Source organism: Denitromonas ohlonensis (assembly GCF_007625205.1).
In the GTDB taxonomy this organism is placed as follows: Bacteria; Pseudomonadota; Gammaproteobacteria; order Burkholderiales; family Rhodocyclaceae; genus Nitrogeniibacter; species Nitrogeniibacter ohlonensis.
The window spans coordinates 143269-168022 of record NZ_VMNI01000005.1; the positions used below are offsets into that span (position 1 = coordinate 143269).

General features: G+C 66.6%; 15 protein-coding genes. All 15 read left to right on the top strand.

What is annotated here, in order from left to right; all coding sequences use genetic code 11:
• The first annotated feature begins 61 nt into the window (after positions 1-61).
• The 15 genes from FHP89_RS21145 to FHP89_RS05475 all read left to right on the top strand — a co-directional run bounded on the left by FHP89_RS21145 (position 62) and on the right by FHP89_RS05475 (position 24672).
• Entirely contained in the window at positions 62-649 is a 588-nt protein-coding gene (locus FHP89_RS21145; protein WP_313792204.1) for a type II secretion system protein, read from the top strand.
• Positions 650-654: 5 nt separating this feature from the next.
• Positions 655-1020 carry a type II secretion system protein gene (locus tag FHP89_RS05410; protein WP_144179562.1) on the top strand — a complete coding sequence of 122 codons (366 nt, stop codon included), beginning with the start codon at positions 655-657 and terminating at the stop codon, positions 1018-1020.
• Entirely contained in the window at positions 1020-1574 is a 555-nt protein-coding gene (locus FHP89_RS05415) for a type II secretion system protein (protein WP_186300395.1), read from the top strand. The genes FHP89_RS05410 and FHP89_RS05415 overlap by 1 nt, the downstream gene beginning before the upstream one ends.
• A 102-nt stretch (positions 1575-1676) precedes the next feature.
• A complete protein-coding gene (locus FHP89_RS05420; RefSeq protein WP_186300396.1) occupies positions 1677-2468 on the top strand; it encodes an ankyrin repeat domain-containing protein in 792 nt (263 codons plus the stop codon).
• Between the two features lie 88 nt (positions 2469-2556).
• Positions 2557-3333, top strand: coding sequence for an XrtB/PEP-CTERM-associated transcriptional regulator EpsA (epsA, locus tag FHP89_RS05425; protein WP_222105318.1), 777 nt, complete (start codon positions 2557-2559; stop codon positions 3331-3333).
• A 266-nt stretch (positions 3334-3599) separates the two neighbouring features.
• Positions 3600-4469: a PEP-CTERM sorting domain-containing protein gene (locus FHP89_RS21150; RefSeq protein WP_260851482.1), complete on the top strand. Its 870-nt coding sequence runs from the start codon at positions 3600-3602 to the stop codon at positions 4467-4469.
• Between the two features lie 28 nt (positions 4470-4497).
• The gene (locus tag FHP89_RS05435; protein ID WP_144179565.1) at positions 4498-5928 is read left to right on the top strand and encodes a hypothetical protein; all 1431 of its coding nucleotides are present in this window, start codon (positions 4498-4500) and stop codon (positions 5926-5928) included.
• A 134-nt stretch (positions 5929-6062) separates the two neighbouring features.
• The gene (locus tag FHP89_RS05440) at positions 6063-7667 is read left to right on the top strand and encodes a ShlB/FhaC/HecB family hemolysin secretion/activation protein (protein ID WP_186300397.1); all 1605 of its coding nucleotides are present in this window, start codon (positions 6063-6065) and stop codon (positions 7665-7667) included.
• Positions 7668-7717: 50 nt separating this feature from the next.
• Positions 7718-18988 (top strand): two-partner secretion domain-containing protein, encoded by an 11271-nt coding sequence (locus tag FHP89_RS05445; protein WP_144179567.1) that lies wholly within the window; start codon positions 7718-7720, stop codon positions 18986-18988.
• 136 nt (positions 18989-19124) lie between these two features.
• Positions 19125-20807, top strand: coding sequence for a DUF2341 domain-containing protein (locus FHP89_RS05450; RefSeq protein WP_144179568.1), 1683 nt, complete (start codon positions 19125-19127; stop codon positions 20805-20807).
• Positions 20808-20813: 6 nt separating this feature from the next.
• Positions 20814-21221, top strand: a complete 408-nt coding sequence (locus FHP89_RS05455; RefSeq protein ID WP_144179569.1) for an ExbD/TolR family protein — start codon at positions 20814-20816, stop codon at positions 21219-21221.
• Positions 21222-21626 carry an ExbD/TolR family protein gene (locus tag FHP89_RS05460; RefSeq protein ID WP_144179570.1) on the top strand — a complete coding sequence of 135 codons (405 nt, stop codon included), beginning with the start codon at positions 21222-21224 and terminating at the stop codon, positions 21624-21626.
• Entirely contained in the window at positions 21623-22315 is a 693-nt protein-coding gene (locus FHP89_RS05465) for an energy transducer TonB family protein (protein ID WP_144179571.1), read from the top strand. Before FHP89_RS05460 ends, FHP89_RS05465 begins: the two co-directional genes overlap by 4 nt.
• 18 nt (positions 22316-22333) lie before the next feature.
• Complete coding sequence (locus tag FHP89_RS05470; RefSeq protein WP_222105319.1) at positions 22334-24028, top strand: putative porin; 1695 nt, start codon at positions 22334-22336, stop codon at positions 24026-24028.
• A gap of 47 nt (positions 24029-24075) precedes the next feature.
• A complete protein-coding gene (locus FHP89_RS05475) occupies positions 24076-24672 on the top strand; it encodes a hypothetical protein (protein WP_144224965.1) in 597 nt (198 codons plus the stop codon).
• The last annotated feature ends 82 nt before the right edge of the window (positions 24673-24754 follow it).

Consider the following 24754-nt stretch of genomic DNA (forward strand, 5'->3'; position numbering starts at 1 on the left):
CCGTTCAGCGGGCGCGGCGCAGTGCGCCACGAAACCCCCGCTTCACCCCCCCGAGGGGGCCGTGCTGGACGGCACCTCCTGTAGGGCGGGTTTCAACCCGCCATGGCCGGCTGAAGCCGGCCCTGCGCGCGGCGGACGCGACGCCGGCTTGGCTGGGCGGAATGGCGCTGCGCGCCGCGCGCTTTGCCGCGGCTTCACGCTGATCGAATTGGTGGTGACTGTCGCAATCGTCGGCATTCTGGCAGCCACCGTGCTGCCACTGGCGCAGATCAGCGCGCAGCGGGCGAAGGAGTCGGAGTTGCGGGTGGCGCTGCGGCAGATCCGCGATGCCATCGATGCCTACAAGGTGGCGGGCGATGCCGGGCAGATCGAGCGACAGGCCGATGCCTCGGGTTACCCGCCGTCGCTGCGGGTGCTGGCGGGTGGGGTGGCCGACATCAAGTCGGCCGAGCCGAAGCTGATCTACTTTCTTCGCCGCCTGCCGCGTGATCCGTTTTATCCCGATATCGACACGCCCGCCGAGGAGACCTGGGCGCTGCGCAGCTACGAAAGCCCGCCCGACGCCCCGGCGCCCGGCGACGATGTGTTCGACGTCTACTCGCAAAGCGAGAAGACCGGCCTCAACGGCTTGCCGTACCGGGAGTGGTGATGCGCATGTTTAAGCCTCTCCGCCCCCGAGGTTTCACCCTGATCGAACTACTGGTGGTGATGGCGATCATCGCCACCTTGTTGTCGATTGCCGCGCCGCGCTATTTCGATCACCTCGACCGTGCCCGCGAAAACAGCCTGCGCCAGACGCTGGCGGTGATGCGCGATGCGATCGACAAATACACCGCCGATGTCGGCCGCCCCCCCGAAACGCTCGACGAACTGGTCGACAAACGTTATCTGCGCAGCATCCCCGAGGACCCGGTCACCGAGAGCGTGGCCACCTGGGTGGTCGAGCCGCCACCGGATGATCCGCTGGGCGGCATCTGGAACATTCGCAGCGGGGCGGGCGAGCCCTACGGCGCCTGGTGATGGCGATGCAGCGGGGCGAGGGCGGCTATACCTATTTGATGGTGCTGTTCCTGGTCGCCGGCGTTGGCCTGCTGATGGCCGGCACCGGGCAGACCTGGCAGGCGCGCGCACAGCGTGAAAAAGAGGCCGAGCTGCTGGCGGTGGGCGTGGAGATGGCGCGCGCGCTGAGGCACTACCACGACGCGTCGCCCGAGGCTGCCAAGACCTGGCCGGCCGATCTCGCCGTGTTGCTCGAGGACCGCCGTTTTCCCGAGCCGATGCGTCATCTGCGACGCATCTACCGCGACCCGATGACCGGCACGACCGAGTGGGGGCTGGAGCGCGAGGAAGGCCGCATTGTCGGCATCCACAGCCTGAGCGACAAACCACCGTTTCGCCGCGCCAACTTGCCCCCCGAGTTGGGTGAACAGGCGGCAGAGGCCAAGACGGTGCGCGAGTGGGTGTTCCGCCCCGGTGCCGGCGCGGCCGGGCCGACGCCCCCGATCAACACTCTGGCGCCCGATGTGCGCAGTGCACGGGGCGCGCGGCCCGGGATCTTCGACCGCGACGACTGAATCCGGTTCTCGCGATAGTCCGTTCGGCTTATGGCCCGCGCATCGCCCTGAAAGACGTGGCGCTTATCGTCAACCGCTTTGATGCGTTTCGACAGGGTGATCATGCGCCACTTGATCTGTATTGCGGCGACCGTGACCAGTCTCGGCGCGCAGGCCTACGATATTCCCCAGGAGCATGCCGCGTTCGTGACGGCGCCCGAGGCCGAGCGGGGTAAGCCGGTGCCGCCAAAACACGCTTTCGACGCGATTCGACAGACCGGCAACACCTGGCTGCCCGCCACACCGGATGCTTCGTCCGTCGCGTTGCTGGCGGCGGCCCGCGCGCTCGACTGGCCGGCGGTGGCGGCACAGCTCAAGGCGGGTGCCAATCCGAACGTGGTCGATGCCGAGCTACGCGGCGGGGTGCTGGCGCTGGCGGCGGCCGACGGTCAGACCGAAGTGGTGCGCAAGCTGCTGGTGGCCGGCGCCGACCCCGATCAGCGGGGCGAGACCGGCTTCACCCCACTCGGTGTTGCCGCCTTGCGGGGGCATGCGGGGGTGGTCACGCAGTTGCTGCGCCACGACGCCGACCCCGACCGCAAGAGCGCCGACGGCGCTCCGCCGCTGGTCAACGCCGCGCGCCTGGGGCATGCCGCGGTGGTTGGCGCTCTGCTCACGGCCGGTGCCGACCCGACGCTGGCCGACAAGCACGGCCACCACACGCTGAGCATGGCGGCTGCGCGCGGCGATGTGAGCATGGTGCGCCAGGTGCTCGCGCATGGTGTGGATGTTGACGCCCGCGACGGGGAAGGGCGTACCGCCTTTTTCTGGGCCGGGCTGTATCGCCAGCAGGCCGTCAGCGAAGTCTTGCTCGCCGCCGGCGCCGATGCCGCCACCACGGTGCGTGTCAAATGATGCGTCGACGAACTGCCATTCGAATGGCATCGGCCTGTCACACGCCGCCCGTAGGCTACGCACGCCATGTCCACCGGGAGACAGTCAAGTGACCGACGTCGTCAACTTGACGAGTGAAGACCGCGAGCGCCTGCTGTTCTTGATCGACACCTCGATCAAGATCAACAAGCGATTCCAGTTTTTCCTGTGGGCCCAGGGCACATTGCAAAGCTTCATTCCGCACGAGACGCTGGTGTGCACCACCGGCGATCTGGGCACGCTCCAGTTGCGTAGCGATGTGTTCTCTCGCGCGACCTTGCCCAATGACTTCGAGTCGCAGGCCAAAGACCCGGTCCGCGGCTTCATTGCGCCGCTGCTGTCGCAGTGGCACACCGTCGATCGTGGCCCCATCGCCATCTGCGAAGAAGCCGGCGAGTCCGGTGGTCTGCATGCCATGCTCCATCGCATGAACTACCGCAACAACCTGTGCCACGGCGCGCGCGAAGTGCGTGGTGGCTGCGGGGCCTTCTTTGCCTTTCTGGGTCTCGACCGGCCGGTCGGCGCGCGCGAGCGCTATTTTGCCGACCTGCTCATGCCCCACCTCTACATGGCCACCCTGCGCATGCTCGACAGCGAGAGCGCGGTGGCCGACTGCCCGGCCTCGGTGCTGTCCGGTCGCGAGATCCAGGTGCTCGGCTGGGTGCGTGACGGCAAGACCAATGCCGAGATCGGCCAGATCCTCGACATCAGCCCGCTCACCGTCAAGAACCATGTGCAGAAGATCCTGCGCAAGCTCGATGTCAGCAACCGCGCCCAGGCCGTGGCCAAGGCCGTCGCCATCGGCCTGCTCGGCAACAGCCAGGGCCGCGAGGCGCGCAGCCACTGAACTGCCTGCCGCGGTGGTCCGCGCGGCCGCCGCCATAGTCCGTTCGGACGATATCCCCCGTCATCTGTCGCAGCACGCCCGACACCTCGCCTGCCCAGAATTCATGTGTCGGTCGCTCGGCCCATCGCAGTAGTTCAATCAGCCTACCAAATGCGCTTTGGCGCGGTGCCCGGGCGTAAAACGCGACCGAGACAATGCATTCGGCTTCGACATGGAGCCGGGACCCCTCCCGACCAAACCCGATTCAACGCAAGGAGTGTTAGAGCATGAACTTCAAAATGAAAGCGCTGGTGGCCGCTGCCGCCGTCGCCATGACCGGTGTGGCACACGCCGATATTCAGAACGCAAACATTGGCGCCACGCCGATTGCCAGCGCTCAGTCGGAGCTCGTGTTCTCCGCCTGGAGCGATACGGCTCAAACCGGCTTCACTTGGGACGTTGAGCACAGCGGCTTTCTGTCGGCCGTGAGCGACGCCAAGCTGCTCAATATCATCGACGCCAACCCCAAGCAGACCGCCTCGCTGACCGGCCCGGCCTCGATCGAATCGAAAGTGGCGGGTGTCAATGGCGTGGTCTTCGACATGAAGATCACTGGCTTTGATGCTTTCCTGAACGCCACTGGCGGCGCCAACGACGTCAAGTTCAACCTCTTCGCCGGCAACTCGGTGGGGCTGGATGTGCATCTGGCTTCTTTTGGCAGCCCGCTGGGCGCGCTGTCGGGTGGCATCTTTGACGACGTCGGCAACACCTTTGTTGGCTATGTCAATGCGGTGAACGGCAAGATGGCCGGTACCAACGCCACCGACGACGCTGTTGTGACGACCGCGGCCGATGGTGTGGCCTATGCCGGTTCGGCCGCCTGGGGTAACGCCACGCTCTACCCGGGCCTGAGCTTCAATGCTGGTCTGGGTGAGGCCATCGCCGTGGCCGTGCTCTACGGCAACAACACGGTCGCTGCCGAAGCCAAAGCTTTCACGCTCAATGGCGACGCCCTCCAGGCCTCGACCTACCTGGCGCAGGACGGTTACCACCTGCAGATCGCCGCCGTGCCGGCCGTGCCGGAGCCCGAGACCTACGCCATGCTGCTGGCTGGCCTGGGTCTGGTCGGCGCCATCGCCCGCCGTCGTTCCATCTGATCCCGTTTTGATCTAAAGGATAGTCATCATGAAAATCAAGCAAATTGCGCTCGGTTGCGCGCTCGCCGCGGCCGCCATCGGTGCCCAGGCCGCCTCGGCCATCAACGGCCACACCGTCATCTTCTTCTCCGGCGCTTCGGCCCCGGACAAGTTCATGGCCGATATCTCCACCTCGGTCCTGACCGGCGCCGTGCAGTACCGTGGCGTCAATGGCGACAACAGCATCAACGGTAACTACAACGCTTTTGTTGGCGAAGCCAACAACATCCCGGGCGTGGCCAACGGCACCAAGCTGGCCATTATCAAGCGTTCCGAGGGGGGCTCCGAGCGCGGCGTGGGCCCGGTCGGCCAGCAGCTCAACATCCGCACCATGGACCTGAACGACTGCGACCTGGTTGCCAAGACCTGCAAGCTGATGGGTGACGATCAAGCCGGTGTGGGCGGCCTGGTACCCGACATGGGCGTGTCCGACGTTGAACCGGCGATGTTCGTCGGCCTCGGCGTGAACGTGCCGAGCGACGGTGCCGAGACCCCGGCCAACCTGTTTGCCGAAGTGCAGCCGGTGAACCAGTTGATGTTCGGCATCGTGGCCACCAACTCCATCCCGGCCACCACCCACTTGTCGCGTGTCGGCTACGGCAACCTGCTGTCGGGCAAGTACGAGACCTGGGGGCAGTTCTCGGCCTCGCTGAATGACGGCGCTGCTGAAGACAATGTGGTGGTCTGCCGTCGCGTACCGGGCTCGGGCACCCAGGCCTCGTACAACATGTACTTCAACAATTTCCCGTGCGGTAGCGCCAGCAACGCCACGACGCCGATCGCCGGTGTGTTCGATAGCGATTTCGCCGCTTTCAACGGCAACGGCGACGGCTCCGAAGCCAGCCCCTTTGAAATCGACCCGAGCCTGGCCACCGGCAAGGTCGTGATCGAGAACTCCGGTTCGGGTGATGTGCGCAACTGCCTGAAGGCCGCCAACGGTCGCACCGAGCACACGGCCAAGGGGGCCGACGGCTTCTGGTACACCGTGAAGTTCCAGAACGGCACCAAGCCCTACCGGGCGATCGGTGTGCTGTCGGCCGACAGCTATGGCAAGGAATCGGGTTGGGCCTTCCGCATGCTGGACGGTGCGGGCACCTACAACCTCGCCACCAATACCGCCTCGGTCGGTGCTACCGGCGTGGCGCCGAGCAAGGCCAACCTGGTGTCGGGGGCGTATGACTTCGTGCTCGAGCTGTCGATGCAGCATGCCGGCCTCACCGGCGTGAAAAAGGCGGTGTTCAGCGAGATGGTCCGCCGCGCCGGTTCGACCACCTACACGGGCGACACCACGGGCACCTTCACCACGGTGCCGAACGCCTTCGCCACCCTGCCGCAGATCGGCGATGCCGTGGCCCAGCCGACCCTGGTGGCGCGCCACACCCGCTTGGCCAACTCCTGCGCTCCGCTGAAGAAGTTCTAAGCGTTGCTTGCGACCGGCCCGGCGAAAGCCGGGCTGTTCGATGGTCCGCGGGCCCGGCAACGGGCTCGCGGCATTTTGTCGTGTAGGGGGCTGATTTCCTTTGATGCACCCCGATGCGTGGCCTGAACCAACCGATGAAACTCTCTCTCGACATGATTCGTTTTTGCTTGCGTTGCCTGTGTGCTGCGCTGTGTTTTCTCGGCGCTTCGGTTGTCTCCGCGCAGGAAGGCGGCTTCGACGTGCTGGAATTTGTCGTTGAAGGCAACACGGTGTTGCCGACGCTGGCGATCGAGCGGGCGGTGTATCCGCAGCTCGGGCCGGGCGGCGGCGTGGCGGCGGTGAATGCCGCGCGCGATGCGCTGGAGCGTGCCTACCATGACGCGGGCTATCTGACGGTGACCGTCGAGGTGCCGCAGCAGAAGGTCGATGGCGGCCTGGTGCGCTTGCAGGTCGTGGAGGGGCGTGTGGAGCGACTGAAGGTCAGCGGGGCGGAGTACACGCTGCCGAGCAAAGTGCGCGAGCAGACGCCTTCGATGGCGAGAGGTGAAGTCCCCAATTTCAATGATGTGCAGGAGGACCTGACCCGCCTCGGGCGTAATCCGGACTTGCGCATCAACCCCTTGTTGCGCCCCTCGGCGCGACCGGGGTCGATCGAGGTGGAGCTGGCGATGGACGACCAGTCGCCGTTGCACGGTAGCCTCGAGCTGAACAGCAAGAAGAGCGCCGACACCGATGCCGGCCGCCTCGAGGGCGCGGTGCGCTATGACAACCTGTGGCAGCGCCGCCACTCGATCGGTATTAACTATTTTGTGTCGCCAACGAACCGGGATGACGTCGAAGTATGGGGCGTCAACTACGCCGCGCCGCTTGGTGAGGCGACCGTGGCCGGTTTCTTCGCACGCTCGACCAGCGATGTGCCGACCGCTTTCGACACGCAGTCGATCGGCAACGGCGACACCATGGGTTTTCGCTGGATCCGGCCCTTGCCCGCGTTGCCCGGCTTCTTCCATTCCCTGAGCCTTGGCGCCGACTACAAGGACAACGCGCAGCGCACCGAACTGGGGGGCGGCTTCTCGCTGAGCCAGCCGATCAAGTACTGGACCCCGGTGGTCCAGTACAACGCCGGCTGGCAGCGCGGGCCGGGAATGTGGCGCCTGGGGGCGGGCTTCTCGTTCGGTCTCGACGGACTCAACCGCAAGGACATTGACTGCAACGGCGTGACGGTGGACCAGTTCGAGTGCCGGCGACCCGGTGCCGAGCCGACCTTCAGCGTGTTGCGTCTCGATCTGGAATACACGCGACCGTTCGGCGCCGGCTGGGTTGGCAAGTCGCGGATTGATGTGCAGCGGGCGAGTGGGCCGCTGGTCAATACCGAGCAGTTCTCCGCCGGCGGCATGGACTCGGTCCGCGGCTACCTGGAGGGCGAACGCCAGGGCGATGACGGGCTGAAGTGGTCGTCGGAGCTGGCAACACCCGCCCTGTGGGTGATTGCCGAGCGGTATCCGGTGACCGCGTTCTCTTTCTATGACTGGGCCCATCTGGAAACCCAGGACACCCTGGCGGGGCAGGATGCCTCTGCCGTGCTGTCCAGCGCCGGGCTTGGGCTACGCGTTGGCGAGGGGCGCGGCCTCAAGGCCGAACTGGCCTGGGCCCATGTGTTCCACGCGGGGGCGGATGGCCCCAAGCGGACCGGTGATGGCGATAGCCAGGCGCTGATCCGGGTGAAGTACGAATTCTGAGCAGTGTGCGTGGGCCGCGCACATGGCGCGCCCGCGACCGGGAGAAAGTCATGAATCGCGATCGATATCGTCTTGTCTTAAGTCGTCGTCTGGGTTTCCGGATCCCGGTGGCAGAGCATCTGTCGTCGTGTCCGAAAGGCGCCAGCGGCGTGCGTGCAGCGGTCGCCGGCGCCCTGGCCCTGCTCGGTGGTGGCGCCTTGGCGGGGGCGAATCTACCCACGCCGGCGCCGACTTTTGTACGTGCTGACTCTCCGGGTACGGCCAATCTACCGACGGTCAACGGCACGACCATGACCATCCAGCAGACCTCGCAGGCGCCGGTGGTCATGCAATGGCAGAACTTTGATATCGGGCAAGGGCACACGGTGCGCTTCGAGCAGCCGACGGCGCAGTCCCGCGCGATCAACGTGGTGCTGCCGGGCGGGCCGCGCAGCGACATCTACGGCAGCCTGCAGGCCAACGGGCAGGTGTATCTGTTCAACCAGGCGGGCATCCTGTTCGGGCCGGGGGCGCGGGTGGATGTGGGTGGCCTGGTGGCCTCGACCCTGAAGATCAACGACAAACTGATCGAGCAGTCGCTGTCGGCCTTGTCGGGCTACGACGCGGTGGCGCGCACCTACACCTATGGCGAGGCGGCATTGGCCAAGGATGGCGTAGCCGGCGACATCCGGGTCGAGCAGGGCGCGCGCATTGTCGCGGCGAAGAACGGCCGCGTGCTGATTGCCGCGCCGAACGTGACCAACGCCGGCGAGATATCGACGCCGGAGGGGCAGACTATCCTGGCCGCGGGTGAAAAGCTGTATATCGCCGACTCTATCGACAGCCGCTTGCGCGGCGTGCTGGTCGAAGTGACCGGTGCCGGCTCGGTGACCAACGATACCGCGGGTGATCTACTGGCCGAACGCGGCAACATCACTCTGGCCGGCCTCAATGTCTCGCAGCAGGGGCTGGCACGGGCGACCACCTCGGTCACTTTGAACGGCTCGATTTACCTGCAGGCGCGGGGCAGTGTCGAGGGGGCCACCGGCGCGCTGACCGCGCAAAACCACAGCGGTGCCGTGGTGCTCGGCGCGACCAGCACCACCGCGATCGATCCGGAGGCTGCGAGCGCCGATACCCTGCGCGACGATGCGGCGTTCAATCGCAGCGAAGTCGATATTGTCGGCAAGACCATCGACCTGCAGGGGCAGGCGCGCATTTCCGCCACGGCGGGCAGTGTCACGCTGACCGCGCTGGCCGATCGCGGGCCAGGCGGTGTCGTCGATGCCGATGATGCGAAGACGGCGGCCATTCGCCTGAGCGATCAGGCCAGTATCGATGTGTCCGGTCTGCGCGACGTCAAGGTGGCCGGCAACCGGGATGTGGTCGAAGTCGAGCTGCGCGGGGATGAGCTTAAGGACTCGCCTTTGCAGCGCGACACCGCGGAGGGGCGCCCACTGTATGGCAAGACGGTGTCGATCGATGTCGTCAAGGGCTTCGATGTGGACAATGGCGCTACCCCGCTGGCGGACATCTCCGGCTATCGCAAGGGCATCGAGCGCAGCGTGGCGGAGTTGTCGACCGCTGGCGGGACGATCGCGGTGCAGTCGGAGGGCAGCGTCAGTCTGGCGAAGGACGCATCGTTCGATGTGTCGGGCGGTAGTGTGACCTACACCTCGGATGGCGCGCAGTTGACGCCCAAGACGTATCTGAAGACCGAGGCCGGGCCATGGGTTGCGGTGGAAAACGCGCGGGCGGATGTGCGCTACACCGGCGAGACCCGCACGGTGCTGCAGCAGACCGTCGATCGCGTGGTGGGCAGCGATGCCGGCCGGGTGGTCGTCAGTGGCCAGGATGTCTCGCTTGATGGCCAGATGCGGGCCAGCACGGTGCGCGGCATCGAGCAGCGGACGTCCACCGCGTCCAGCAGCCGCTGGTTCGATTGGTCCTACGCCGGTGAAGCCGCTGACGCCAATGCGTTCATCGAGCGGATCGAAAGCCAGGTGCTTGAGCGTGAGCGCGTCCGCACCCGCATCGAGCAATACGTCGGCAATCCGCTGACGCGGGCGAACCTGGTGCAGACCGGGCGATTGGGCTGGACCGGAACGGCGGCGCCGCAAGGCGGGGCACTGGAATTGCGCGCCAATCTGGCCGATGCCGCGGCCAGCGGTGCGGTTGGCGACATCGTGTTGACCGGTGCCGTGCCGGCGGCGAGTGCGCGGGCGGCCGATACCTTGTATCTGTCGTCAGGCCTGTTGCACGGCGGTGGCTTCAATCAGTTGCTGCTGGCCGGGCGGGGCGCGTTCACGCTGGCGGCGGGTACGGTTGTCGACGGGATGGTGGGCAGCCGCCTGAGCGTCACGGCGCGGGAGATCCGTGTGGAGGGTGCGCAGGGCGGTGTCGCGGGGGCGCAGGTCCATCTGCCCGCCGGTGAGATTCTGCTGAGTACCGTGAATCCGGCTGCCGACCAGAGTCAGCGCCCGGAGGACAACGGGATCTCGGTGGGCTCGGGCGCCCGGCTGTCGACCGCCGGTATCTGGACCAATGACCGACTGAGCCCGCCGGCGGCGGTGTCGCCGGCCGCGGTGGCGGTCGATGGCGGCACGATCCGGCTGGACTCGAACGCCGATCTGACAGTCAACGGGGCGCTTGATGCCTCTGCCGGTGCCTGGCGGGTGGCGAACGGGGCGGTCAAGACCGGCGACGGTGGTCACATCGCGCTGTCGACCGGCAGTTTCGGCGATGGCGCAACGCCGAGCCGTGCCATGGTTCTGGGCTCGCAGTCATCGCTGACCGCGTACGCGAGCGCAAGCTTCGACGGCGTAGATAGCGGTCATGGCGGCACCCTGGCGATCGACGCGTCGGCGTTGCAGCTGGCGCCGGCATCTGTGTCGGCCGGCGGCACGAGTGTCGGGACGCTGCGGCTCGACGACAGTTTCTTTGGCCTGGGCGGCTTCAGCGACTTCCTGCTCACCGGCAAGACGCGGGTGGACATCGTCGCGGGTGCCAGCATCGCGCCGGTGCCCTGGGTGTTGGCCATTTCACCGCAGCAGCAACTGAGCGCCAGCGCACGCACGCTGAGCGCGGCAAGCCTGCGCCGCGACACCGCGTTCGTCGGCGGTCCGGGTGCGATGACGATTTCCTCGGACGCCTCGGCGGTCGGCATGATCGCGATGTCCCAGGGCAGCCAGATCGTGATGTCTCCCGGCGGGCGCATCACGCTCGACGCGGCGGCACGCCTGTCGGTCGACGGCCGTTTGCAGGCGCCGGGTGGGCAGGTGTCGCTGAGCACGGCGCCAGTGGTCCCCGATCTGACCAACCGCGACCGTCTGAATCCGGCCGATAACATCCATCTCGGCCAGCAGGCCCGGATCGATGTGTCAGGTGTGACGGTGGCGACACCGGGTTCGCGCTGGAATGAGGGGCAGGTGCTGGGCGGCGGCCGTATCGCGATCGATGCCGGCCGCGGCTACGTGGTGATGCAGTCGGGAGCCGCCCTGGTGGCCGACGGCGCCGTTGGTGTGCTGGACATCGTCTCGCCGTTTGGCGGTGTGGCACGCAATCAGGTGGTAGGCAGCGCGGGCGGCGCCATTGCGGTTTCGGCGCGCGAGGGCATGTTGCTCGACGGTAACCTGAGCGCCCGGGCCGGACAGCCCGGCGTGGCCGGGGGCGAATTGTCCCTGGCGTTGTCGTCCCAGGGCCAGTGGTTCGGCGTGGTTGGCGAGAGTTTCGCCGGCGACCCGAATCCGGCTCGTACGCTGGTGCTGGCCACGGGCGGTAGCGCTGGCGCGGACGCCATTGCCGCCGGGGCCGTGGTGCCCAGTGCGTCGCACCTGGGGCGGGCGCGGATCGATAGCGCCAAACTGGCAGCCGGTGGTTTCCAGGACCTGCGCCTGGCCAGCACGGACACCATCGCCTTCGAGGGGGATACGACACTGGCGCTGCCCGGTCGGCTGCGACTGGAGGCGCCGAATCTCGTGGGCGACGCGGCCTCGACCGTTGCGCTGTCGGCGGCGTCGATTGCCGTGACGCAGAGCGATAACAGCGCCTTGCGCAAATCGCCCAAGGCGCCGACCGGCGCTACCGGTAGCGCCTCGCTGCTGCTGCAGGCCGACGAAATCGATGTGCGCGGCGTCGTCGCCGTGAGCGGATTCGGGCAGACGCGGCTGGCCGCGACGCACGAACTGCGCTTGTCGGGGCAGGACACCGGCGGCGACTATGTCGGGCGCCTGGCGACCAACGGCGATCTCACGCTGGCGGCGGGCGTCATCTACCCGACCTCCGGCTCGGACTTCTCCGTCGAGTTGCGCAACAACCCGCTGGGGACGCTGACCATCGCGGCGATTGGCGCCGACCGGACGCCTTGGTCGGCGCTCGGCAGCCTGAGTCTGATCGCACCCCATATCGTGCAGGCGGGCCGCCTGCGTGCGCCGTTCGGCGAACTTAGCCTGAACAGCGGCCTGTTGACCGATAGCGGGACGACACTGGGTGACCGGACGAGCACGCCGGTCGTGGGTGGGCGGGTCGAACTGGTCGATGGCAGCGTGACTTCGGTGAGCGCGGATGGCTTGACGGTTCCGTACGGGCAGACGCAGGTCGCGGGGCGCGAATGGGTGTTCGATACCGGCGCCGAACTCAAGCCGCTCGAGACGGCGCCAGACAAGCGCATCGCGCTGTTGGGCGATCAGATCGACATCGGGCAGGGGGCGCTGCTCGATGTGTCTGGCGGCGGGGATCTGCAGGCGTGGGAGTTCATCGCTGGTCGGGGCGGTTCGACCGATCTGTTGGCCGGCAGCGCGGGCACCTATGCGCTGGTGCCGGCGATCGGTAGCGGTGCGGCGCCGTATGCGGCCGACACCTGGTCGGACAGCCCGGTCCAGGTCGGCCAGATCGTGCGCATCCTGGGTGGTGCCAACGGCTTGCCGGCGGGCGACTATACCTTGCTGCCCGCACGCTACGGCCTGGCCGACGGGGCCTATACGATTCGCATCCGCGATGACATGGCGGATCTGTCACCGAGTGGCGGGTTTGTCGGTACGGACGGTATCGCGGTGGTCGCGGCGCGCTTTGGCGAGAAGGTGGCCGGCGGAGCCGTATTCGACAGCCGCACAGTGGGGCTCGAGGTGTTGAGCGGGCGGGATGTCCGCCTGCGCTCAGAGTATCTCGAGAGCGTTGCCAGCAGCTTTTTCCCGACCGCCGGCGGCTCGGTGGCCGACGCCGGCCGGCTCGCCTTGCAGGCGGGCAGCCAGCTCGACGTGACCGGCATCGTGCGAGCCAACAAGGGGGCGGGCGGACGTGGCAGCCAGATCGACCTGACCGCCGACCGCTTGGCCGTGCTCGCCGACGGCCGACCGGCGCAGGCCGGCGAGGTGGTGCTGAGCCCGGAATTGCTGGCGCGTCTGAATGCCGAGAGCTTGCTGCTCGGGGCTACCCGCGAGCGCGTGGTCGGCGACGACGCCACGATGGTCACCTGGCAGATCGCTACCGATGCGGCAGGCGGCGGGGCGAGCCATGTGCGGGTTGATACTCGTGACGGCGATGCGCTCAAGGCGCCGGAGATCATCCTCGCAGCACGGGATAGCCTGACCGTCGAGGCCGGTTCCCGCATCGAGGCGACGGCGGGTGCCACGACGACCTCCCAGACCCTGGTGGTGGCGGGCAGCGGTGCAGCCGCCGACGGTGCGCTCTTGCATGTATCTTCCGGCGGCGGTGTGACGGTGCAGCGCGACACGCCAAGCGGTAGTTCGGGGTCGCTGGTCATCGGTCGGAACGCGACACTGGCCGGACGCAGCATCACCAGCGACGCGACGGGCAGCGTGCGCCTGGACGGGGTCGATGCTGGCAATCGGCAGTTTGATCTGACCGAGGCGGGCGGCACGGTGACCTTCTCGGCCAGCCGCCTGGGTTTTGGCCAGGTGCCTGCGGGCACTACCGGGCTGGTGCTCGATGCGTCGGCGCTGGCCGAACTGGGCGACGCTTCGGTCCTCGCCCTGCGCAGCTACTCGACGGTCGATCTCTATGGTGCGGCGACAATCGGCGCGAGCACGCTGGACGCGCTGGTAATCGACGCGGCCGGTGTCGTGACGCGTGATGCGGCCGGGGCCCAGCAGAACATCCTGGCGAAGTCCGTGACCTTGATGCACACCGGCACGGCGGTGGCCGCCTCGGTGAATGCCGATGCGGGCAGCCAGCTGAACATCAGTGCCGAGCGGATCGTGCTTGGCGACACCCCGGCGAGCGGCGTCTTCAGCTTTGGTGGGGCAGCCCAGAACACCTGGTCCGCCAGCACCGAAGTGATCGGGCAGGGCGAGGGCCGCCATGTCGTGGACGGGCAACTGGCCGTGACGACCGGCCGGATGACGGTAGCCACCGGCGCTGATACCACGCTGGATGTCGGCCAGACATTGACCGTGGCCTCAAGCGGTGACGCGCCGGCCGAGGCGGCCGGTGTCGGTGGCCGGCTGGCCTTGAACGCCGAGCAGATCGATGTGAGCGGCCGTGTCGAAGCCCGCGCGGGCGAGGTGGTGTTGACCGCGCGCTCGGGTGATGTGGTGATCGACAGCGTCGATCCGACCCGGCCCGGCGTTGTGTCGGCGGCCGGTGTCGAGGTTGCGTTGGGGCCGCAGACGGCGGCCTTCTCGGCCGGTCATGTCGAGTTGCAGGCGAGTGCCGGTGATGTCGTGGTCGGATCCGGCGGCCGGATGGATGTCTCGGCACCGGGTGGTGCCGACGCCGGTGAGGTCACTTTGACGGCGACTCAGGGCGAGCTGCGTCTTGCCGGCGAACTGAAGGCCGGGGTGTCGGCAACCGCAGACCTTGCGCCACTGGGTGGCGCGCTGGCTGTCGATGTGGCGCAGTTGGGGGGAGGCGCCGGTAGCCTGTCGGGTCTGGCCCAACAGTCGGCAGACTTCACCCGTGCGGTCAATGTGCGGGTGCGTGCCGGCGACATGAGGCTTGGGGCGTCGGATCGCATCGCGTCGCAAGATATCGGACTGTTTGCCGACGACGGCCGGATCGATCTGCATGGCGTGCTGGATGCCTCGGGCGACAAGGGCGGTGCCATCCGCGTGTATGCCAACGGCGGCAACCGCGCCGGCAGCGGCGTGTTGAACGTCGATGGCGCCCAGTTGCTGGCCACGGGTCAAGGCGATGGCGGGGCCGGCACGGCCGGCGACGGCGGTCGTATCGAGCTGGGCGTGTCGGCCAGTGACGGTAGCGCTGCCACTGCGCGACTGATGCTCCAGCGCGGGCGGGTCGATGTGAGCAGCGTGAACGGTGCTGGTGGAGACGTGATGCTGTCGGCGCCGCGGGGTGCGGATGGCATCAGCGTGGCGATGGACGCCATCGACACCCGCGTCATGGAGATTGTCGGTGCCGGTGCGGTGGACGTGGTCGGCTATGCGCGCGAGAACGCGAGCCGCATCGTGATCAGCGGCAACAACAGCGCCAGCACGCTCAATCTGGGCGGTTTGTTTGAATTGACCAATGATGCGATCGCAGGCGCCGGCGTGCCGACCACGGCGCGGGTCGTCGGCCGGGAGGCGGTGGCGGTGTTCGGACGGGCACTGCTGGGCGCGACCGCCGGCGACGATTTCGAGGCACTGGCCCGGATCGATGGCGGCAGCTGGTTGGGCGCCTTGCTGGGCGATCTGGTGGGCGATGCGGCGGGTAACGTCGAGCTCCAGGTTGCGGCCGGTCGCGCCATCGATCAGGCATTTCGTGGGGTCGCCGGTGGCGCAAACAGGACGGAGCGGAGCGTGGCAGCGGTCTTGGCGGCCGGGCTCGAACAACTCGGCACCTCCGCTGCGGCGGCCGCCGCTGTGCGCAGCGATCTGGAAACCTCGCTGATCGCCGGGAGCAGCGATGCCGCGGCGCTGGCCTCTGCGCGCGCGGTGCTCGCGCAGCATGGTTTTGGGGCAGGAACTGCCGCTGAGACGTTCCTGAGCGGTACGACGACCGATCTGGTCGATGCGGCCCGGGTGGTATCTCAGGCCGCCGGTGCGGCGGGGCAGGCGGCGACGCCTGAATCAGCGGTCAAACTGGCCGTCAGTTCATTTGGCACGCAGCGCAGTTACGGCGCCAACCGGGCATTGACGGCGGCTCAGGCCACCGCGCTGGGGAATCAGGTGTGGTCGCTCGGTAACCCGGATGCCGGGCGCTATCGCGTGTTTGCGTCGACCCAGCGCTTCATCGGCCATGCCGACGCGATGATCGCCTCGCTCGGTCTGGCGGGCGTTGCCAACGTGGGCGCGCGTGCCGAACTTCAGGTGCGTAGCAGTGGCGATCTGCGGGTGGACGACGTGCTCGACTTTGGCAATGTGGCGGTATCGAGCAGTCCGTTCGGCAACATTGGCACCGGCATCCTGCCGGTGTGGCAGTCGGGCAATCACGCCGGCATGCTGACCCTGGTCGCGGCTGGCAACGTGAACATCAACAAGAGCGTGCTGGACGGCAAGACCCGTCGCTATGTTTCGTCGGCGACCAGCGGTGCCTTCCGGCCCGACAGCCAGAGTGAATTTGCGTTGGCCGGAACGCCCTCGTGGGCGATCCGGGTGGTGGCCGGCGCCGATGGCACTGCCGCCGACCCGATGGGCGTGATGGCGGCGGACCCCTTCGGCAGTGGCCGCGTGACGGTGGCCCGTGATGCGGTGGTTCGTACCGGCGCCGCTCAGATCGACATGGCGGCGCAAGGCGACGTGGTACTCGGTGGCAGCACGGCGGCGGTATACACCGTCGGCACGATGGACGTCGGGGCGACCGATTTTCGCGACGATGCGCGTCTGAGCCGGGCCCGCGACAGCTTCGGCCGTGATGGCGGCGATGTCCGGATTCGCGCTGGCGGCAGCCTGACGGCGGTAGGCAGCGCGGTGCAGGATGTATCGGCCTGGCTCAAGCGGCAAGGCAGCATAGACGGGGACGGGCGCATCTACGCCGACGGGCCGACGGCGAGCAACCCGACCTGGTTTGTTCAGCCTGACAATTTCGGTCAGGGCGTGGCGACGCTGGGCGGTGGCGACTTGCATGTGAGCGTGGGCCAGGATGTGCGCAATGTGGTCCTGGCGACGGCTACCGCCGGGCGTATCGAAGGGGCAATCGGCGACCTGGCCAGCACAGAAAACCTGCGCGTCACCGGCGGCGGTGACCTCACGGTGGTCGCCGGGCGCGATGTGATCGGGAGCACCCTATACGCGGGTGCAGGCGAGGCGCGAATCGATGCCGGCCGCGATGTCGGGTCGACCGCGGCGAGCGAGGCGGTTCGAGTTGCGATGGGAGATGCCCGCTTCCAGGTGTCGGCGCGCGGGGATGTGATCCTGAAGGATGTCTTCAACCCGACGCTCGAAGGCAGTGCGACCGGAACGTATTTTTCGACCTACGGTGCCGCATCGGCGTTGCACATCAATGCGTTAGTCGGCGGAATCTCGCTCGGTAGCTTTAGCTTCGGTCCGGCGCAACTTTGGTTGTCGGCGCCCGCAGGCGACATCGAGATTGCCGGTGGCACCTTGTTGCCGAGCGCGCTGACGGCTGTCAGTCTGCTGGCGAATGAGGATATCGTTTTCACCGGAACGCTGACGCTGTCCAGCCTGGATTCGGACAGCATTGCCCTCCCGGTGCGCCCGGTGAGCAACAATGCGTCCTTCCTGGTGGGGGCTGCCGCGCCACAGCCTGTGGCCCTCACCAGCACGCGTGAAGTCGCGGTGGTGTCCGCGCAGGGCGATGTCATCGGCCCGGATCATCGCACGGGCGGCGCTACCCCGGCGCTGGTGTCGGCCCTGCCGGTGGCGGTGTATTCGGGCGGCGACGTGAAAGACTTCGGCTTCGTTTCAACGCACGGCCGCCTGGACCAGGTGTCGACGGTGACGGCGCTGGGCGATGTGGTCTTCTCGCCCAAGCTCAACCCCTCGACCGGGGCGCTGGAGAGTACATCGACAGTTGGCATGATCGTCAACGGTCCGGGCCGGTTGGCCGTCACCGCGGGTGGCGATGTGGACCTCGGTAACAGTCTGGGGATTGTCTCCCGCGGCAATGTCGATAACGCGTATCTGCCGGAACTGTCGGCGGCGATCGATGTACTGGCGGGAACCCGTGCAGCGGATTATGCCGCGCTCATTGCCAGCGCTCGCCCGGGCGATACGGCCGGCACCGACCTGTTTGATCGCACCATGCTGGGTATTCTCGGCGGTGGCTCGCTAGAGGCCTTGTTGGCGGACACTGACAATGCCACGCTGAACACGCGCCGCGACATCAGCCGGGCGGAACTGCAGGTGTTGTTTGGGCGCTATGACGACGCCTTGTTGAGCCACATGCGGTCAGAGACCGGCAACCCCGGTATGGATCAGTCCGCTGCCGAGGCTGCGTTTGCCGCCTTGCCCGGCGCCGACCGCGAGGCTTTCTTCCAGCAGCAGCGTCCGGTGCTCAACGAAATCCTCTTCGCGTCGCTGCGCTATACCGGCCGCATGGGTGACGCGTTGGGGGCCGGGGCCGGTGGCTATGCCGCGGGCTTCCAGGTGCTGGCGTCGACCTTCCCTGCGGGTGGAGAAGGGAATATCGAGGGTTTCCTCAGCCAATTCAAGACGGTGCAGGACGTTGAGAGTGTCTATTCGCTTGCTTCGGCCGGACTGCTCCCCGAGCAGCAAGAGCACGCCTCCGCGATTGCATTGATCGCACCTAATGGCGCGGTGAACGTGGGGGTGCCGGGCGGTGTCGCGGGAGATCCGACGCGCACCGGCGTGGTGGCAATCGGCAAGGGCAACGTCGATATCGTCGCGCGCGACAGCGTGGAGGTGGGGCCGTCCCGGGTCTTTACGCTTGGCGGTGGTGCTATCCAGGCCTGGAGTACGCTGGCGGACATCGACGGCGGTAGTTCGCCGAAGACGGCGGCGGCGACTCCGCAGCCGACGCTTCTGCCTAAGGGCGACAGTTTTGAACTCGATGTGTCAGCCAGTGTGTCGGGCGGCGGAATAGCCACACTCAAGAAAACGCCGACGGTTCGCAATGCGCCGGTCAGGCTGTATGCGCCCAATGGTGTTGTCGATGCGGGCGATGCCGGGATCCGGGTCAGTGGCAACCTGGAAATCGGCGCGCAGCAGATCATCGGTGCCGACAACATCTCGGTGGGCGGCAGCCTGTCCAGTTCGGCCTCCGCGCCGCCACCCGCAGCGCCTGCCGTCGCGCCCGCATCGTCGAATTCGACCGATGCCGTGGATGCGGCCAATGCCGCGCTCGAAAATGACCCGCCGGCCGCCGGGCCGTCCGGGGACGCGTCCTTGCTGACGGTCGAGGTGTTGGCGATGGGAGCGCCCTGCGATGACGAGGCACGTCAACGCGGCGAGTGTAAGGAGTAGCTCGGCGGGTTGACCGCTTGCCTGCGGATCGTTCCCGGCGGTAGTTCTTTCGGACTACCGCCGGGGCGCGCCGGGCTACCGTCCGCTTAACACGCCATCACCATCATGACGGGCTGAGTCTGGAGCCCGAATTGCCATGAAGAAACTGTTTGCCCTCGTCCTCGCGCTGGCCCTGCCGGTTAGCGCACACGCCTGGTGGAATGAAGCCTGGACCGCGCGGCGCGCGGTGGTCATCGACACCACCGCCGAGACCGGCGTTGCAGTGCCGGCGGCGTCGATGGTGACGGTGCCGGTGCGACTGCACAGCGGCAACTTTGATTTTCTCGGCGCCAAGCTCGACGGCAGCGATCTGCGTTTCATGGCGGCGGATGATCTGACGCCGCTCAAGTTTCATATCGAACGTTATGACGGCACCGACGAGCTGGCGCTGGCCTGGGTGCAGGTGCCGCAGGTGGCGCCGCAGATGGCCGATCAGAAGGTGTTTGTCTATTTCGGCAATGTGGGCGCGCCCGGCGAGCAGGACGCGGCCGGTAGCTACGACGCCAGCACGGCGGCGGTATTCCACTTTGGGCAGGCCGATGCACCGCCGGTGGATTCGAGCAAGAACGCCAACGTGGCTGCCGGAACGGTGGCGATCGAGAAGGCGGGCCTGCTCGGCGCCAGCGCCCGATTCGACGGCACACAGGTGATGGAGCTCGCGCCGTCGGCGTCGCTGGCGCTGGATGGCTCGCGCGGCATGACGCTGTCGCTGTGGTTGCGCCCCGACGAGGGCGTGACGAGCGGGACGCTGTACCAGCAGGATGGCGTCCGGCTGGATCTGGTTGATGGCACGCTGGTGCTGCGCACGCCCGACGGCGAGGCGACGGGTGGCGGCGTGTCGGCTGGCGCATGGCATCACGTGGCGCTGAGCGTCGGCGGCGGCAAGGTGGTGTTCTATGTCGATGGCCAGCATGTGGCCGCGGGCGAGGCGCAACTGCCCTTGCTGCAGGCGCCGGTGCGCATCGGCGAGGGCTTTGCCGGCCTGCTCGACGAGTTGCAGATCAGCACGGCGGTGCGCAGTGCCGACTGGGTGAAACTGGCGGTGGCGGCGCAGGGGCCCGAGGGGCGTTTGCTGCGTGTGGTTGAAGACAGCGGCGAGGTGGCCGAGGAGGGCGGGCATTCCTACTTTGGGGTGCTGGTCGATAACCTGACGGTCGACGCCTGGGTGGTGATCATCATCCTGATGGTGATGTTCGCCATCGCCTTGCTGGTGATGGTGGCCAAGGCGCAGTTCGTGGCCAAGGTGGATCGCCACAATCGCGTCTTTTTGCATCATTTCCGCGAGGCGAAAGACGATTTTCTGTCGATCGCGCAGGGCAAGACGCATGCGCATTCGTCGCTGTTCCGGCTGTATTCGGCGGGGGTGCGTGAAGTGAACAAGCGGGTGGAGGACGGTCGCAGTCATCTGACCGGCGCTTCGCTCAATGCCATCAAGGCCTCGGTGGATGCCGACCTGGTGCGTGAATCGCACCGTCTTAATGACAAGATGGTGCTGCTGACCATTGCCATTTCGGGCGGCCCCTTTCTCGGTCTGCTCGGCACGGTGGTGGGGGTGATGATTACCTTTGCGGCGATTGCGGCGGCCGGCGATGTGAACGTGAACGCCATCGCACCGGGTATTGCCGCCGCGCTGCTGGCCACGGTGGCCGGCCTGGCCGTGGCGATTCCGGCGCTGTTTGGTTACAACTACCTGGCCGGACGGATCAAGAACATCTCGGCGGACATGCACATCTTCGTCGATGAGTTTGTCACCCGTATCGCCGAAGTGTACGACCGGTGATCGCGCATGTCCGGTGATATCCGCGAGGACAACCAGCCTTACGACGACATCAACGTCACGCCGATGCTTGATCTGGCGTATGTGCTGCTGGTGGTGTTCATCATCCTGACCACCGCTTCGGTGCAGGGTATCAAGGTCGAGGCGCCGCAGACCACCGCGGCCAACAACCTCGCCAAACCGCAGACCCGCGCCATCACCATCACCCGCGACGGCGATGTGTTTCTCGATGCCTACCCGGTCGACATGGCGCAGCTGGAAACCCGTCTGGCGCAGATGAAGGCGCTCAACCCGGCGCTGCCGATCGTGCTCAAGGGCGACGCCAGCGCGCAGTACGAAAAGGTGATGCTGGCGCTGGAGGTGTGCAAGCGGCTGGGCATCACCGAAATCGGCCTCGTCACCAAACGGATTCAGTAAATGCAGATCCAGAACGACACCGAACCCTACGACTCGATCAACGTCACGCCAATGCTCGATCTGGCCTACGTGCTGCTGGTGGTGTTCATCATCATGACCACCGCCTCGGTGCAGGGGCTGACCATGAACCTGCCCAAGCCGAGCAACACACCGAGCGAGGAAAAACACGAGACCAAGATCGTGCAGATCTCGCCCGAGGGGCGCTTCATGATCAACGGCGTGGGCGTGACGCCGGCCGAACTGGAAGCCCAGCTGCTGTCGGCGAAGGCGCGTGACCCCAAGCTGGCGGTGATGGTCAAGGGCGACCCGGCGACCCAGTACGCCAAGGTGATCGAGGTGGTCGACCTGGTCAATCGCCTGCAGATCGACGGCCTCGGCCTGATCACGGCGCGGATCGGCACATGAGTGGTCTGGCCGAAGACGAGCTCTTCGAGGCGCCGTGGCGTCGTCATGCGCGCCAGCTCGGTCTGGCGGTGGTGGTGGCTGCGTTGATTGGCGGCGCGGTGCTGCTGGTGCAGGGCCTGGGCGGCGACGCCCAGCGCCCGGCGCGCCAGGTCACGAAGATCACCATCCTCCCTGACACGCCGCCGCCGCCCCCGCCTCCGCCGCCCAAGGAACAGCCCAGGCCGGAGCCGAAGGACGTGCCCAAGCAGGCCAAGCTGGATGCGCCCAAGCCGGTGGACACGCCGAAACCGCAGGATGCCGAGCAGATCAAGATGGAAGGCGAGGCGGGTGATGGGCCGAGCCCGTTTGCCTCGGGTGAGGTATCTCAGGATTACATCGGGGGCGATATCGGCGGCGGCAACAACGCCATGCAATACGCCTTCTACAGCCGGATGCTGCAGCGCCATCTGCAGCAAGCGCTGGCGCGTCGATCGGAGATCAAGCGGATGGACTACCGCGTCAAGCTGCGCGTCTGGCTGGCGGGCGACGGGTCGATCCGCCGCGCCGAGCTCATCGATAGTACCGGCAGCGCCGAGATGGACACGAAGCTGCGGACGGCCTTGACGGATCTGCCGCCCGTATCCGAGTCGCCGCCGGAAAAACTCCCCCAACCCATTTCCGTCCGGATCACCAATCGGGTGACCGGCTAAGCCTTGACGACATTTGCCATGACCCCGATGAAAACACTCACTTTCGCGATCGCCCTGGCGCTTGGCAGTTCGACCGTGCTCGCCGATGAGCGGCAGTCGCTCGAGGCGCTGCAGCACACCACCATGCGCTTGATCGATGTGCTGGTCGAAAACGGCGTGCTCAAGCGTGAGCAAGCCGACGCCATGGTGCAGGAAGCCCAGCGCCGTGCCGCGCAGGACGTGGCGCGCAAGGCAGCCGAGGTGCCGTCCGCCGGCGCCCTCCGGATTCCGTATGTGCCGCAGATTGTGCGTGACCAGATCCGCGATGAGATCAAGCAAGAGGTGCTGGCCGAGGCCAGGGAAGACCGCTGGGCTGCACCGAACGCCATTCCGGAATGGGTGTCTCGAATTCAGTGGGAAGGCGATGTGCGGCTGCGCTTCCAGTCGGACCGCTACGCAGACGACAATACCTCTGCATCGAACTATGCGAATGCGCTTGGCATCACCCCCGGGACTGGCATACCCGCGGTGTCCGGCAGTGGCGCACCGTATGTCACCCGCAATGCGGGTGCGGCGGACGTATCAGACAATGGAACGGCGATCGGTAATGTGACCGATGACGTCAATCGTTGGCGGGTGCGGGCGCGGCTGGGCGTGCTGGCGCGGCTGTCGAACAGCGTGAGCGCCGGGGTGCGAATGGCGACCGGCAGCACCGGCGACCGGGTGTCCACCAACCAGACGCTGGGCCAGAACCTCAACAAGTACAGCTTCGTGCTCGACCGGGCCTATATCAACTACGCCCCCTTCGAGTGGCTCAAGCTGTCGGGCGGGCGCATCCCCAATCCTTGGTTTGCCACGGATCTGGTGTGGGACGACGACCTGAATTTCGAGGGGGTCGCCGCAACTGCCAGCTACCCGTTCAAGGGCGGTCGGATCAGCCCGTTCGTGACGGCAGGCTGGTTCCCGCTGCGTCCCGAAACGCCGGGGCAGCGCGAGGACCGTTCGTTGCAGGGCGTGCAGTTCGGTCTGAACCTGCGGGCGGCGGAGGACGTGCGCTTTCGCTTTGGCGTGGCCCAGTATGACTACCAGAACATCGAGGGACGCGTCGACAACGCTTACACGCTGGGGGTTGGCGCCGGTGCGTCATACGGCCAGTATGGTTATGAAACGGGGTTGCGTGCCAAGGGCAATACTTTGTTCACTACGAACAGCAGCCTCGACGGCACCGCGTTTCCGGCGCAATCCGGCAGCAATCCGATCTGGGGTCTTGCTTCGAAGTTCAAGCCGCTGGTCCTGACCGCCACCGCGGATCTGGCCAGCTTCGACCCAGTGCATGTGATGGTTTCCGCCGAATACGTCAAGAACCTGGCGTTTGATCGCGACGAAATTTTCCGCCGCACCGGCCTGCGCATGAGCGACGGCAGTGACCGCGCTTATCTGCTGCGCTTGGCGGTTGGCATGCCATCGATCAAGGAAGTCGGCGATTGGAATGCGTCGATCACCTACCGCAACGTCGGCTCGGACTCGGTCGTGGACGCCTTCACGGATTCCGATTTCGGTCTCGGGGGCACCAACATGAAGGGTTACACGCTTAGTTTCGCTTATGGACTCGACAACCGGACCTCACTCGGCCTGAAGTACAGCTCAGCCAAGACAGTGGATAGTCCGACCTTGCTGCGCGGGGAGCAATTCGGCGTCGACACCCTCCAACTCGACCTCGCGGTCAAGTTCTGAGGCATGGGATGATGTTGCGACGACTTCTTCTTTCGATGTGCCTCGTAATGTGTGCGGGTCCGGTGGTCGCCCAGAGTTCGGCTGATGCTCAATTGCGCCAGCTGCGCCTGCAGGTGCGCCAAGCCATGCAGGCGGCACGCGATGCGCAGCAAACCGCGGATGCTGCCAAGGCCGACGCCGAAGCGGCGCGGGCCCGGCAAGCCGAATTACAGGCCGCGCTGGATGAGGCGCTGGGTCGTCGTGATGCAGCGGCGGCGTCGGCGTCGCGTCTGCGGCAGGACAAAGGGACGCTGGAGGGTAAATTGACGACAGTTGAATCCGCCCTGACGGAAACCCGGGAACTGCTGGCCGCGGTGCGCACCGAGTTGAACACCCAGGTGGCCGGACGGCGAACGGCTGAGGCCGGTTTGCGCGATATCGACGCGGCGCTGGCGACCTGCCGGGCGCACAACGGCGAGCTGGTGGGTGTCGCGGATGAGCTGCTCATCGCTTACCAGCACAAGGGCGTGTTCGATATATTGGGGGAGGGCGAGCCCTTTACCGGCATTGGTCGGGTGCGCCTGGAAAACCTGCTGGAAACCTATCGCGACAAGGTGGATGCAGCCGCGGAGCGCGTGGCGGAGTCGGCCCCGGCGGGGCGCTGACCATGCCAGCGTGGTTGGGCGCGCGCGGCGCGCGGCTCAAGAAAAATGCCCGGCATATGCCGGGCATTTTTGTCTGCGTGTC

What these genes read in the sequence shown, in the direction of transcription:
- FHP89_RS05410 (WP_144179562.1), top strand. Translation starts at nt 655, where the DNA reads ATGTTTAAGCCTCTCCGCCCCCGAGGTTTCACCCTGATCGAACTACTG.
- FHP89_RS05415 (WP_186300395.1), top strand. Translation starts at nt 1,020, where the DNA reads ATGGCGATGCAGCGGGGCGAGGGCGGCTATACCTATTTGATGGTGCTG.
- FHP89_RS05420 (WP_186300396.1), top strand. Translation starts at nt 1,677, where the DNA reads ATGCGCCACTTGATCTGTATTGCGGCGACCGTGACCAGTCTCGGCGCG.
- FHP89_RS21150 (WP_260851482.1), top strand. Translation starts at nt 3,600, where the DNA reads ATGAACTTCAAAATGAAAGCGCTGGTGGCCGCTGCCGCCGTCGCCATG.
- FHP89_RS05435 (WP_144179565.1), top strand. Translation starts at nt 4,498, where the DNA reads ATGAAAATCAAGCAAATTGCGCTCGGTTGCGCGCTCGCCGCGGCCGCC.
- FHP89_RS05440 (WP_186300397.1), top strand. Translation starts at nt 6,063, where the DNA reads ATGAAACTCTCTCTCGACATGATTCGTTTTTGCTTGCGTTGCCTGTGT.
- FHP89_RS05445 (WP_144179567.1), top strand. Translation starts at nt 7,718, where the DNA reads ATGAATCGCGATCGATATCGTCTTGTCTTAAGTCGTCGTCTGGGTTTC.
- FHP89_RS05450 (WP_144179568.1), top strand. Translation starts at nt 19,125, where the DNA reads ATGAAGAAACTGTTTGCCCTCGTCCTCGCGCTGGCCCTGCCGGTTAGC.
- FHP89_RS05455 (WP_144179569.1), top strand. Translation starts at nt 20,814, where the DNA reads ATGTCCGGTGATATCCGCGAGGACAACCAGCCTTACGACGACATCAAC.
- FHP89_RS05460 (WP_144179570.1), top strand. Translation starts at nt 21,222, where the DNA reads ATGCAGATCCAGAACGACACCGAACCCTACGACTCGATCAACGTCACG.
- FHP89_RS05465 (WP_144179571.1), top strand. Translation starts at nt 21,623, where the DNA reads ATGAGTGGTCTGGCCGAAGACGAGCTCTTCGAGGCGCCGTGGCGTCGT.
- FHP89_RS05470 (WP_222105319.1), top strand. Translation starts at nt 22,334, where the DNA reads ATGACCCCGATGAAAACACTCACTTTCGCGATCGCCCTGGCGCTTGGC.
- FHP89_RS05475 (WP_144224965.1), top strand. Translation starts at nt 24,076, where the DNA reads ATGTGTGCGGGTCCGGTGGTCGCCCAGAGTTCGGCTGATGCTCAATTG.